We start from the raw sequence: 12,332 nt of genomic DNA, 5'->3' as shown, positions 1-12,332 counted from the left end.
CTAGAGTGCCAACTTTATTAATTTAGGTCATTGAGAAAATAAGCTGGAACTTCACGTATTGGCATACCACCAGCAAAGCCGCCCTTACTCATGCATTGAGGGTCCTGTGAGTCTTGTGAGCAGCGATTATAGCGTATACAATTATTTTCATTATCTCTTGTAAGAGACCAGCCTGAACCGAATGTGTGAACTCCAATAACAGCATTTTGCTCAACACTATAAATGGCAGAGCCTGAGTTTCCACCAAAGACATCGAGATTATACTCTAAGGTTTGGCCGTTATCGTATTCAACTTGCCCTTGATCGACTAATTTTAAAGGAGCACCAAGAGGACTGCCAGCAGTTAAAAGCTTTTCCCCTTCTTGGAAATGATTTGAAAGCTTTAAGGGATTCACATCCTCTACGGCCTCTTTTAATTTAATAATAGCGACATCCGCTTCTTCTTCCACATCAAAGAGAATATGAGTTACCTTTTCACACTCATAAACCTTCTTGTAATTCGAGTTTCCATTTGTGTAGTCAAAAACGAAAACAAAGTTTTCGCAAAAATTATACTGATCACCTTCGTTTAGAAAAACACAGTGGCCAGCGGTCATCATCTTATCTTTAGAAATTAGAAAGGAGCTACATTCTCCAATTGAGTTTTGTTTGGCAAATCTTTCATAGGCACATAAGTTTGAGCGCTCTTGAATGCTCTCAAAGCGTCCCAAGTTATCTTTATGAATTATGGCCGCTGTGGCATCTGAGACTATACTCTTACTTACTTCACGGCGATTATCTTTACCGTAAATCATCTTATTTGACGTTATGGTAACAAGATCGCGATCTTGATTATGACAAGATAAGAATATGGTTAAAAAGCATAAGCTTAGGATTAATCTCATATCGCTCAATATAGATTCCTTTGCCTTAATTATGGTTAATTTTGTAAACTCGTAATGGGCCGTAAAGTAATTGGCCATTTATGTCATTTTGTGGAAAAATTTTAAATAAGTTTTATTACTCAATTATCATAGGGAATGATATGGATATTTCTGTATTTCTTGCGCAAACTGTAGATATCCTCTGGGGCCTACCATTAGTGATGTTGCTTGTTGGTGGTGGTTTATATCTTGTGGCCATCTCTCGCTTTAAAATGCTTGCCGGCTTCATGCATGCGCTAAAGCTTATTGCAGGAAAGTATCACCACGCTCATGATGATGAGAGTAAAGGACAGATTTCACACTTTAAGGCCCTGACAAATGCCCTGGCCTCTACGGTAGGTATGGGAAATGTTGCAGGTGTTGCTGTGGCCATTTCTCAAGGTGGACCTGGAGCGATCTTTTGGATGTGGGTTGGTGCACTTATTGGGATGAATACGAAATTCTTTGAGTGTACCCTATCAGTTATGTATCGAAAAAATGACCACCACGGTGAAATCCAAGGTGGACCGATGTATACGATTATAGAGGCCCTTCCAAAGTATATGCACTTTTTGGCCTACTTCTTTGCCCTGGCCGGCCTAATTGGTACCCTTGGTATTTTTAACACCAATCAAATGGCAACCTTCATTGAAAGCAATTACAGTATCCCAACTTATATAACTGGGATTGCAGCTGCACTCTTGATCATCTACATCCTTATGGGTGGTGTTCGAAGAATTGGAGGGGCGACTTCTAAAATTGTTCCCGCGATGTGCTTGCTCTATGTTGGTTGTGCTGTTGCCATTATTTTCATGAATCTTTCAAGTGTTATGGATGTATTCTATCTCATATTTAATGAGGCCATCAATGGACGAGCTGCCGCAGGAGGAGTTTCAGGACTGGCCGTTGTACACATCTTTAAGACAGGTATTAAAAGAGCAACTTACTCAAATGAGGCCGGTGTAGGTTCAGCACCTTTGGCCCACGGAAATGCTAAAACAAGCGAGCCAGTGGCCGAAGGACTCGTGGCAATGATTGGCCCATTTATTGATACCATTATCGTTTGTACGATGACTTCAATCGTAATCTTAAGCTCACTTACTCCACAAGAATTGCAAGAATCAAATGGCGTTCTTATCACTCAAATGGCCTTTGTGAAGAATTTTGGTGTCATGGGATCTCACTTACTAGGTTTATCAATTATCCTCTTTGCCCTTTCGACTATTATCGGATGCTCAAATTATTGTGAGAAGTGTTGGGATTTCCTCTTTGGTGGAGTGCCTCTCTTAGGTGCAAGATTAACCTTCGCAATCTTTTATGCTTCAACAGTACTTCTAGGAGCAATCTCTGCTCCAGATGATATGGTCAATGCGATGGATATTGGCTTTGCCCTTATGGCCATTCCAAATATGATTGCCACAATTTGGTTGGCACCAAAGGTTAAGCATAAGATGGATGATTATTTTGCCAAGTATATTGGAAAGAAAGCTTAATTATCTTCTTAGAGTGTGTTGTTCGCCATATATCTCAGCACACTCTCCAGTGGCCTCAATACTTCGAATTGTTCGACTCCACTTGTTTTCAAATGGAATATCACGGCAGTCATTATGACTAACAGTTCTTCGCATAATGGCCCTGATTGTTCCCTTACAATTATCTGCTTCGATAAAGAAGCCAGTGGAAAAGAATGTATCGATTTCTTCAATGACATTGATATTAATTTTTTTCTTGATACGCTTTTCAAGAAAATCATTCACCTCTTCTAAGCAAAGATTATCATTCTTAAGTGGAATTCTTTCTTTATCAAAACCTAGTTCAACGATCTCTTGCCCTTGTGGGTCCTCAGGCATCTTCTTAGAAATTTCATACTTATCCTGTGTTGAAAGATCGTGATAGCCTCTAATATGGTTCCAGCCATAGCCCCAAGCATAGCCTGTGTGAAATGATGGATTACCACCAATATAGACTGCAACCTGCATGGCCTTACCAAAAATACTCGAGAATACATCTGAAACACATTGCTTGAGCTCTTCGTCGGCCTTTATTTTTTCCATTAGAGTTCCACCCATCCAGTAACTAACATCATGCTCGACACAGCAGTGTTGCCACAGTTTAGGAGCATTAAATGTTCCCTGAGGTGAAATTGATGAGCAACCATCTGTTTGAAATGGCCTTAGGTAATTATCAACGTTTCTCTTTGACAACACTCCATTATCAAAATCAAGCAGGCCATACTCCTGAGCATAGGAATAATTCACACTGAAAATTGAGAATAGAATAAGTAGTAATAAGAAACGCATAGGCCAAATATAACAAAACCTAGCGTTCTTCTTGAAGATTCTAACATTTCTACATAGGTGTAAAAAAATGAGTCACTAGTTACGATAGAGGCTATGAGGCTTGGGCTTTCGTTTCTCTTGTTGTTTTTCTGATGCCGACGCAGGTTCGCGATCGAGCTTATCGCGCTCTATAATCATATAAGTAATCATGGCCACCCATAAGATGATGGCCACGACTGATAGGATAGTATTTCTGATCTTAAAAAAATTCTTATAAACCATAACACCACCTATTTCATTGAGATCACTTTTGGCTCAACAGGCTCTATTCCTGGAACCTTCCATTTTAAATCGAGAATCTCTTTTGATGGAATATATAATCTCATAATGACATAGAAATTCCCTTTTGGAGTTGCCAGCCAATTGGCCTTCTGCTTTTCATCCATAGGCATACGATTTGAAAGATATAAGTCAAACGACCCATCAGATTTCTTAGTTAGATTACTGCTATTATTTAATGAGTAACGTTCGAGATCATTCTTAATGAGCATTTTGCTAACGCTATCATATACTGTGACAGACCAGAATGCTCCAACCTTAGGCTCACTCTTAAAGCGAATTCGATACATTTTAGAACCAGTAAGTTTATTACCCTTTATGTCGACCTCTGCCAGCGGATATAAGGCCTCTTTCTCACCTTGTCCACCTAGGTATGGATGGGAAACCATCGAGCGTAGCGCATAATCATCCCCAAAGTTATCGAGACCAAAGACATAGCTCCAACCATTGGCAAATTTCGTATTAGCAGGATTTCTGATTTGTGCGGCCGCGACTTGAGGGCCATCATTTAACACTTGCACTAGGACATCTTGAACGGCCTGTGACAGCATCTCTTTCTTAAAACCGTCCTTAGTAAGACCAATCTTTTTAAATTGTCCAAATAGGGCCTTCTCTTTATCACTAACAGGATTTACCTTTAGATACTCTCCAAGCTCTTGAAAGAATCTTAGCGGATCACTATCACTTCCAATACGCTTTTCCAGCGGATAAATACGCACTCGCTTTTTATTTCCCAAGTATTCATCTAGTTCAGTAAGCTTATAATTATCTTGAATCTTATGAACCTCTGCAAGTTCCTTATCCATATCATCTGACTTCAAAATCTGTGTGCGTCCCCAAAGCCAAACTTTAGATGTTGGTGACTCAATGATTGTGAGCCCTGAAAGGCCTTTGTTGTTCTTGTACATCTCACTGGTATTTGGCGCTACAATTAAGTACTTCTGTGCATTCGTCCCGGTTGTTCTCGTCCCTACATACTTTATTAAGTTATGCCACATATCGAAGACATCAATCACATAGTAGCGGTCCTTGATTGCTGGAACAGAAAGAACCATTGGCGACTGATTTAAGTCTAGGACAGCACTTGAATAAAGTGTGTCTTGATTGGCCGTTGGCATATCTGTATCATTTGGCCCAGGCAAGCGTCTCGAGTGGCCGAATTCGTTTAATGGAGCACGGTAACTTGTCTCTGACTGCTTCTGAGTGACGTCTGTATAAGTGCGCGCGATATTTTCCATTCTCACAAGTGTTGAACCCCAAAGATAAGCATTTAAACCAAGTGAATAGGCCTCTTTTAAAAGTGGGTCATCTTTAACCGGAACAGAAGCAATTGATCTCTCGCCACCACCACGTTCCTTTCCGTAGTAGATTTTATCAATGGCCGCTTGAGAAAGATGCGTTCGATAACTTTCAGGAGTATTTGTTTGTACAAGATAAGTAACAGTCGATATCCAAGAGATAGCAAGGACTACCCCTAAGGCAGGAAAAAGATACTTTTGATAACTTGATTTGCTCATCGCTATTTCCTCGTTTTATTGTGTGCTTAGTCACAATATAGCGCAAGGAAGATAGCGATGAACTTAATAATCGTGAATTAAAGTTAAAAACTTAAAGTGTAAGACGCCTTCCATAACCAGCTCCAGGATACTCTCTCTTATTGGCACCTGGTTGTGCATAACCATTAATTAAAACTCTTCGAGGTGAATCTGTTTTATTAAGTGATGATGAGTGAAATGTATATGGCCCAAAGAAGGCAACATCTCCGGCCTTAAGTTTAAGATCAATAGCTGGAAGTTTTTCAAGAAGTTCATCAATAATACTTGGGTTTTCTTTGTAATTAAGATGACCTTGAAGATGTGATTTTGGGATGAACTTAAGAGGCCCATTGAGAGAATTCATATCATCAATGGCCATAACAGTTTGAACGTAGCTTCCACGCCCATCGACATCTTCCCACATCTCCGTACCATAACGACGATGTTCACTATCTTGATGCCACTTGAATTCGACAATTTGTCCCGGTAACTTAAAGTGTGCCTGATTAATAAGCTGAACCATTTCGTTTGATTCTAAAATCTTACTCACAACACTTAAGATTTTCTTGTCAGCACCAATATCAAGAAGATGTTCATCATAACCACCACACCAAACGATACGGTTTAGAGCACTCTTATCAAAAACGAATTGTGCTAGCTTTAGCATCTGCGTTTCATCAATCGTTTGCGATGCCTCGTATAGGTTATCAAAAGAGCGCTTGATGCGTTTTATCTCAGTGTAATCAAAAAGGCCTTCGACAATGCAAAAGCCATTTTCATAAAAATCTTTAACTAATTTATTATAATCTAATTCCATAAATCTATTATAGCACGATATTAAGCATTCTTCTTAATGGCTCTGCTGCTCCCCAAAGAAGTTGGTCACCACTTGTAAAGATATTTAGGTACTCATCTCCCATGTGCATCTTACGAACTCGGCCAACCGTCGTTTTAAGCGTTCCTGAAACATAGCGTGGATTAAGCTTTTCACGAGTGGCCTCAGGTGTGTTTTCAACAAACTCAGTATACTCTGAGAAGTTCTTTATCATATCCTCAATTGTTTTTAGATCAACAGACTTATTAAGCTTAACTGTTAGAGCTTGAGAATGAGATCTCAATGCACCAACTCTTACACATGTTCCATCAATAGGAATTGGATTCTCTGATCGTCCAAGAATCTTATTTGTTTCACTAAATGCTTTCCATTCTTCGCGTGTCTGGCCATCTTCGACAGCACTGTCAATCCAAGGGATTAAGTTAAGTGCTAGAGGCACACCAAAGCAATCACTATCAAGCTCATTACTTTTTAAAAGATTTGAGATATTTTGATCGAGTTGTAGAATTGGCCCATCCATTAGAGGCTTGGCCATATTTCCAATGACTTCCATTTGAGTTAGAAGCTCTTTCATATGGCGAGCGCCACCACCTGAAGCTGCTTGATAAGACATTGTACTCATCCATTCAACAAGGCCTTCCTGGAAGAGACTTCCAATTCCCATAAGCATTAAACTAACGGTACAGTTTCCGCCTACGAAGTTTTTAATTCCATCGTTAAGGGCCTTATCAATTATATCGCGGTTTACTGGATCAAGAATGATTAGAGAGTCATCATCCATTCTCTTTGCCGAAGCGGCATCAATCCAAAAGCCTGGCCAATTTACCTTTTCTAGCTCTGGGCGTACTTGCTTTGTATAATCACCACCTTGGCAAGAGATGATAATATCCATATCTGCAAGCTCAGAGATATTATTTGCATCCTTAAGAGTGTGGGTCGCATTGTAAAGAAGTGGCCCAGCTTGTCCTGCTTGAGAAGTTGAAAAGAAATAAGGATCAATCTTGGCAAAGTCTCCCTCGCTCTCCATTCGTTCTAAAAGAACTGAACCTACCATTCCACGCCAACCAATAATTCCTACTTTTTTCATATGTATCTCCACAGGCTACGGCCTTTTTTATTTAATTATGGCCAAAATTATAAATGTATAGACATCAATGTGTCTATCCACTACAATTAATTTCAATTGAAGAGGCGCAGTGTTCAGAGCGTGTTGATAAGGGTGCACAACTATTTTAGTCCGTTATCAGTCAACACAATGGGGATATTGCCGAAATAAGGCCTGAGTGTGCAGCTCGTCTTATTGGTCACTAAGGGAGAAGCCTTAGGACTGTCATATAGTAAATTTTAATTAACGAAATTAGGATTTAGTTATGTGGAGAGCTTCAAATGCAAATGTTAGCTTATTTCTTTTAGCTAGATGTTTTTTGCATTTCTTTATTCTCCTACATACAATTATCTTAATTTTAAAACTTTAAACGTTTTTACTTTGGAGACTTATGTCAACTCAAACAAATGAAGTTATTGTTGCGAAATTTGGTGGATCATCCATGGCAAATCTAGAGGCCATGACTCGTAGTGCACAGATTAGTGTCAATAAAGGCGCCAATATGGTCGTCGTTTCGGCCGTCTACGGTGTTACGAACCTGCTTGTGGAGATCTCCAAGAAAGCACCTGCTGGTGACGAGGCCCGAGTTAATGAGTTGATTCACGAAATTGAAAATAAGCATCGTGAAATCCTCCAAGAAATGCAAGCTTCAGAGAGCCTAAGAGATGACGTTACCCAACTTCTTTCAGAAGTGAATATGATCGCCAAGGGAATGCTTCTTTTAAGAGAATGTTCAGATCGCGCTTATGACTCACTTGTTAGTCTTGGTGAGCGACTTTCTTCCCTTGTCTTCAGCGAAGTTCTCGCTCGTATTAATGAACAGTCAGCTTCAAATAAGAAAGTTGAATTATTTGATATTCGCCAAGTCCTTGTAACGGATGATAGCTTTACAAAGGCCTCTCCTGATATTGAGGCGACAAGGGCCCGTGCAGACCAGTTATTGGTAAACGCAAAATATGGCGATATTGTCTATGTTTCACAGGGATTCATTGGCGCAACTAGTGAAGGTCTAACAACAACTTTAGGACGTGGTGGTTCCGATTATTCAGCGGCCCTCGTTGCAGAGGCCATGGGTGCTGACACTCTTCAAATTTGGACAGATGTTGCAGGTATTGCAACAACAGATCCACGAATTGTTAAAGAAGCAAAACTTTTAAACGAAATAACATTTTCTGAAGCGGCCGAGCTGGCAACTTTTGGTGCAAAAATACTTCATCCAACGACCTTAACTCCGGCCTTACGTGCTGGGATTAAGGTCTTTGTTGGATCGAGCTATGAACCTAATGAACCAGGTACATGGATTAAAGCTCAGACTCAGTCTGCGCCGTTAATTCGTGCCATGGCCTTAAGGCGTGAGCAAAGCCTGGTCACATTATCAACGCCAAAAATGCTTCAAGCACATGGCTTCTTATTTGAAATTTTTAAGATCTTTAACGAATTTAAAGTCAGTATTGATTCAATCACAACTTCAGAAATTTCAGTTGCACTTACTTTAGATGATAGTGCTTTATTAAATAAGAAGATTATTGATCGTTTATCCCAGCTTTGTAGCGTAAAAGTAGAAAAGGACTTAACATTAGTAAGTCTTATTGGAAATGAAATCAATCACACACCAAATATTGCAGCACGAATTTTTAACGCAATTGATGGAATTAATGTTCGTATGATTTGCTTAGGTGCCAGTAAGCATAATTTTTGTTTCTTAGTAGGTAAGAATGATGCTGACGAAACAATTCAAAGATTACACAAGGAATTCATTTAATGAAAATTGCACTTTTAGGAAAAGGAAAAACTGGCTCAAAAGTTATTGAACTATGTAAATCACCAGAATATTCGCATATTGAATTAGAAGTTTTTGACTCAAAAAATCCTTTAAAGAATGAAGATCTTAATAGATTTGATATGGTCCTCTCTTTTTTGAATGGTGATGTATTTTTAGAGCACTATTTCAAATTATTAAGCGAGTCAGGAATCTGCGTAGTAACTGGTTCTACTGGTTTTGCATGGACTACTGAGTTAGTTAGCAAGATAAAAGCTCCTTGGATTAAGGCCACAAACTTTAGCCTAGGCATGAATTTAGCAAAAGAGATGATTCGTATTGCGGCCAAGGCACAAGCTCTCTTTCCTGCTAGTGATCTCAAGTATGAAATCCATGAAGTTCATCATACAAAGAAATTAGATGCTCCTAGTGGTACTGCCCTTTCATGGCAAGAATGGTTAGAAAAAGACTCAACTATTACCAGTGAAAGAACTGGAGATATTATTGGAATTCACGAATTAAAGATTGATACTCCAAATGAATATATTACAATTAAACACGAAGCTAAGGATCGTAAAATTTTTGCAGCAGGAGCTCTTTGGGCCTGTGAGCGCGTAAAAAATCTTAGTCCAGGACTACACGACTTTAGTGACATTGCACTACAAGTAATTAGAAAAAGTTAAAAAGAAAACGAAATTAAGGAGCTATTTTAATGGCAAATCATGACTATATTAATTCAACACCTCTGTGGACAGCGGTCATCACTCCCCTAAACTCAGATCTTACAATTGATCTTGACTCGTTAGAGTCGATTTTAAGGGAACAAGAAGCTGCAGGAAATGGGATCCTAATTCTTGGATCAACTGGAGAGGCCTTAAACCTAAACCTTGAAGAAAGAAAGAATATCTTAAACTTCGTTATTGATCTTGATCTTAAGGTGCCATTAATGTGCGGTGTTGGTGGTATCAATCTTACTGAAACATGTGAGTGGGTTTCGTACTTAGATGGACTAAGTATTGACGCCTATCTTATGGTGACTCCTCTTTATGCTAAACCTGGAGCAGAAGGCCAGTATGAGTGGTTTAAAACCCTCATGGACGTCTCAAATAAACCAGTAATGCTCTACAATGTTCCTTCTCGCGCAGGGATTGAATTATCATTTGCGGCCGTTAAACGCCTAAATAAACACAAGCAATTTTGGGCCATTAAAGAAGCGAGTGGAAGCCCAGAGAAATTTGCAAAGTATATTGAAGCAGCTGGTGAGCTAGGGCGAGTTTATAGTGGTGATGATGGAATGTTACCTGAATTTGCACCTCTAGGGGCCAAAGGACTCGTTTCTGTCGCTTCAAATCCATGGCCTGCCCAAACACATGCATACACGGTTGCTTGCTTAGGCGGCGAACTAAGTGAAGAAGAAACTAAAATGTGGGTCGAATCAAGCAACGCTATGTTTGTTGCTTCAAATCCAGTACCTGCTAAATGGTTAATGAAAGAAAATGGACAAATCAAAGACGCAAGTCTTCGCCCACCACTTTCAATCAAAGATATGAAATTAGAAACTAATGTTTTAAACGCAAATAAAAATATTCAAAGTTGGAGAAAGTAATAATGACTGTAGACGAAATTTTAGCAGGACTTGAAAGTGGAACTTTAAGATCAGCATCTAAAGTTGATGGCAAATGGGTTGCTAACACTGAAGTAAAACAAATGATCCTTGAGGTTTTTAAGGCCGGAAAAAATGTTGAGCAATCAGAATTTGGTTGGCCAGGATTTGTCGACAAACACAATATCCCTGCTCAAAAATTTAGCGAAGATCGCGGTGTTCGCATGGTTCCAGGTGGATCAAGTGTTCGTCGTGGTGCCTATGTTTCAAGTGGTGTGATTATTATGCCTCCTGCTTATATCAATATTGGTGCATACGTTGATGAAGGGACAATGGTCGACTCTCACGCACTTGTGGGCTCATGTGCACAGATTGGTAAGAATGTTCACCTAAGTGCCGGTGTACAAATTGGTGGTGTTTTAGAACCTATTGGACTTGCTCCAGTAATCATTGAAGATGACGCTTTTATTGGTGCTGGTGCCGTTATCGTTGAAGGAATCCAAGTTCTTAAACGCGCTGTTATTGCTCCAGGAGTAATTCTTTCTAAAGGCGTTCCAGTATATGACTGTGTTAATGAAAGAAGATTAGAACCGGGAGAGCCTATTCCAGAAGGTGCTATCGTTGTTCCAGGAACTCGTCCTGTTAATGAGAAGCTTTCATGGGCAAGGGATATGGGACTATCAATGAATTGTGCCATGATTGTAAAGTACCGTGATGAAAAATCAGATGCCTCACTTGAGCTAGAAGCATTTTTAAGATAAGGCAAAATTTTAATGGAAAAAGTTTTAACGAAGTTAACAAAGAGATTGGATTCATCATTTTACTTTTATGATTTAGATGCCCTAGAAGAGCATCTTCGCTATATCACAAATAATAAGGATGAAAGCATTAAGCTTTACTATGCTTGTAAGGCAAACCCTTTGTCTTCGATTTTAAAACTTATTAGAAACCTTGGAATCGGCGTCGACGTTGCTTCCAAGGGAGAGCTTACCCAAGTTGTGGCCAGTGGTGTGAAGTCATGTGACATCATTTCAACTGGCCCAAGTAAGTCACGTGGCTATATTCGTACGTTACTAGAGCATGAAATTAATTGTGTGGTTGTGGAAAGTATCTATCAACTAAAGTGGTTAAACGAACAGGCCAAAGAGCTTGGGATTAAGGCACGTGCACTTTTAAGGGTACAACTAGAGTGGGATTCACAAGAAAAGTCTGTCCTTGGTGGCGATGAAGTTACGGCCTTTGGCCTAGATGAGGCCACATGGTCGACGATTAATCTTTCAGAGTATGAAAATATTGAGGCCATCGGCTTTCATGTATTTCAGTGGGGAAATATTCTTGATCCTAAAAGACTTGAAGAAGTCTGGGATAAGACCTGTGAGCGCATTAATACGCTAGCAGAGACGATGAATATCACACCAGAAGTCATTGACCTTGGCGGAGGCCTTGGTATTCCCTACCAAAATCAAGATGAAAGAATCGACTTTAAAGACATCAATGCGGCCCTTATGCGCTTAAAGGCCAAGCATGGTTTAAAGAAGATTTGGATGGAGCTAGGACGTTTTGCAGTTGGAGAATGCGGGCTCTACTTAAGTCAAGTTATTGATCGTAAGAATGTTCGAGGACAAGAAATCCTTGTTCTTGACGGCGGTATCAATCATATTGCTCGTCCAGCACTTACTGATCAGGCCTTTCCTTGTCGTGTTTTAAACCAAGAAAAGAAATCAACACAGATGAGAGAATTTCATGTTCATGGGCCTTTATGCACATCGCTAGATAAGCTAGGTATTTTTGAACTTCCTAAAGATTGTGATTATGGAGACTGGTTAGTCTTCACTCAATGTGGCGCTTATGGCTTTACAGAAAGTATGCCATTTTTCTTATGTCATAACCTGCCAGCTGAAGTCGTCTCATACAAAGGAGACGTTATGATTCCTCGAACGATTAAAACAAGTGCTGATTGGGTGGAGTAATTCCA

Annotated in this window: 11 protein-coding genes and 1 riboswitch; of the genes, 6 read left to right on the top strand and 5 right to left on the bottom strand. The window is 39.7% G+C overall.

Features of this window, described 5'->3' with window-relative positions; translation table 11 throughout:
- Positions 1–17: 17 nt before the first annotated feature.
- The gene (locus ABMA72_RS01500) at positions 18–884 is read right to left on the bottom strand and encodes a trypsin-like serine peptidase (RefSeq protein WP_393055636.1); all 867 of its coding nucleotides are present in this window, start codon (positions 882–884) and stop codon (positions 18–20) included.
- Positions 885–1,024: 140 nt separating this feature from the next.
- Here ABMA72_RS01500 and ABMA72_RS01495 point away from each other — a divergent pair, with 140 nt between their 5' ends.
- The gene (locus ABMA72_RS01495; RefSeq protein ID WP_392860677.1) at positions 1,025–2,395 is read left to right on the top strand and encodes an alanine/glycine:cation symporter family protein; all 1,371 of its coding nucleotides are present in this window, start codon (positions 1,025–1,027) and stop codon (positions 2,393–2,395) included.
- Here the strand turns inward: ABMA72_RS01495 and ABMA72_RS01490 are convergent, their stop codons facing one another.
- The 4 genes from ABMA72_RS01490 to asd form a co-directional block, all read right to left on the bottom strand.
- Positions 2,396–3,202: a hypothetical protein gene (locus tag ABMA72_RS01490; RefSeq protein WP_393055633.1), complete on the bottom strand. Its 807-nt coding sequence runs from the start codon at positions 3,200–3,202 to the stop codon at positions 2,396–2,398.
- 269 nt (positions 3,203–3,471) lie between these two features.
- Positions 3,472–5,037, bottom strand: a complete 1,566-nt coding sequence (locus ABMA72_RS01485; protein ID WP_393055630.1) for a DUF1254 domain-containing protein — start codon at positions 5,035–5,037, stop codon at positions 3,472–3,474.
- A gap of 91 nt (positions 5,038–5,128) precedes the next feature.
- The gene (locus ABMA72_RS01480) at positions 5,129–5,872 is read right to left on the bottom strand and encodes a phytanoyl-CoA dioxygenase family protein (RefSeq protein ID WP_393055627.1); all 744 of its coding nucleotides are present in this window, start codon (positions 5,870–5,872) and stop codon (positions 5,129–5,131) included.
- 7 nt (positions 5,873–5,879) lie between these two features.
- Complete coding sequence (gene asd / locus ABMA72_RS01475; RefSeq protein ID WP_393055625.1) at positions 5,880–6,977, bottom strand: aspartate-semialdehyde dehydrogenase; 1,098 nt, start codon at positions 6,975–6,977, stop codon at positions 5,880–5,882.
- Positions 6,978–7,068: 91 nt separating this feature from the next.
- Positions 7,069–7,281: riboswitch (Lysine riboswitch) on the top strand.
- Between the two features lie 105 nt (positions 7,282–7,386).
- Between asd and lysC the strand changes: the two genes are divergently transcribed.
- From lysC to ABMA72_RS01450, 5 genes are read left to right on the top strand one after another with little or no spacing between them, the layout of a single operon-like run.
- The gene (gene lysC / locus ABMA72_RS01470) at positions 7,387–8,757 is read left to right on the top strand and encodes a lysine-sensitive aspartokinase 3 (protein WP_393055622.1); all 1,371 of its coding nucleotides are present in this window, start codon (positions 7,387–7,389) and stop codon (positions 8,755–8,757) included.
- Entirely contained in the window at positions 8,757–9,437 is a 681-nt protein-coding gene (locus tag ABMA72_RS01465; RefSeq protein WP_393055620.1) for a 4-hydroxy-tetrahydrodipicolinate reductase, read from the top strand. The genes lysC and ABMA72_RS01465 overlap by 1 nt, the downstream gene beginning before the upstream one ends.
- 29 nt (positions 9,438–9,466) lie before the next feature.
- The gene (gene dapA, locus ABMA72_RS01460; protein ID WP_393055617.1) at positions 9,467–10,360 is read left to right on the top strand and encodes a 4-hydroxy-tetrahydrodipicolinate synthase; all 894 of its coding nucleotides are present in this window, start codon (positions 9,467–9,469) and stop codon (positions 10,358–10,360) included.
- Positions 10,361–10,362: 2 nt separating this feature from the next.
- Positions 10,363–11,118 carry a 2,3,4,5-tetrahydropyridine-2,6-dicarboxylate N-succinyltransferase gene (locus ABMA72_RS01455; protein ID WP_392860664.1) on the top strand — a complete coding sequence of 252 codons (756 nt, stop codon included), beginning with the start codon at positions 10,363–10,365 and terminating at the stop codon, positions 11,116–11,118.
- A gap of 12 nt (positions 11,119–11,130) precedes the next feature.
- Entirely contained in the window at positions 11,131–12,327 is a 1,197-nt protein-coding gene (locus tag ABMA72_RS01450; RefSeq protein WP_393055614.1) for a PLP-dependent decarboxylase, read from the top strand.
- Positions 12,328–12,332 lie beyond the last annotated feature (5 nt).

This window comes from Halobacteriovorax sp. CON-3 (assembly GCF_043196995.1).
GTDB lineage: Bacteria > Bdellovibrionota > Bacteriovoracia > Bacteriovoracales > Bacteriovoracaceae > Halobacteriovorax_A.
This window is presented reverse-complemented; position numbering and strand designations above follow the sequence as displayed.

Coding starts and splice junctions, on each gene's coding strand:
- ABMA72_RS01500 (WP_393055636.1), bottom strand. CDS start 884: ATGAGATTAATCCTAAGCTTATGCTTTTTAACCATATTCTTATCTTGT.
- ABMA72_RS01495 (WP_392860677.1), top strand. CDS start 1,025: ATGGATATTTCTGTATTTCTTGCGCAAACTGTAGATATCCTCTGGGGC.
- ABMA72_RS01490 (WP_393055633.1), bottom strand. CDS start 3,202: ATGCGTTTCTTATTACTACTTATTCTATTCTCAATTTTCAGTGTGAAT.
- ABMA72_RS01485 (WP_393055630.1), bottom strand. CDS start 5,037: ATGAGCAAATCAAGTTATCAAAAGTATCTTTTTCCTGCCTTAGGGGTA.
- ABMA72_RS01480 (WP_393055627.1), bottom strand. CDS start 5,872: ATGGAATTAGATTATAATAAATTAGTTAAAGATTTTTATGAAAATGGC.
- asd (WP_393055625.1), bottom strand. CDS start 6,977: ATGAAAAAAGTAGGAATTATTGGTTGGCGTGGAATGGTAGGTTCAGTT.
- lysC (WP_393055622.1), top strand. CDS start 7,387: ATGTCAACTCAAACAAATGAAGTTATTGTTGCGAAATTTGGTGGATCA.
- ABMA72_RS01465 (WP_393055620.1), top strand. CDS start 8,757: ATGAAAATTGCACTTTTAGGAAAAGGAAAAACTGGCTCAAAAGTTATT.
- dapA (WP_393055617.1), top strand. CDS start 9,467: ATGGCAAATCATGACTATATTAATTCAACACCTCTGTGGACAGCGGTC.
- ABMA72_RS01455 (WP_392860664.1), top strand. CDS start 10,363: ATGACTGTAGACGAAATTTTAGCAGGACTTGAAAGTGGAACTTTAAGA.
- ABMA72_RS01450 (WP_393055614.1), top strand. CDS start 11,131: ATGGAAAAAGTTTTAACGAAGTTAACAAAGAGATTGGATTCATCATTT.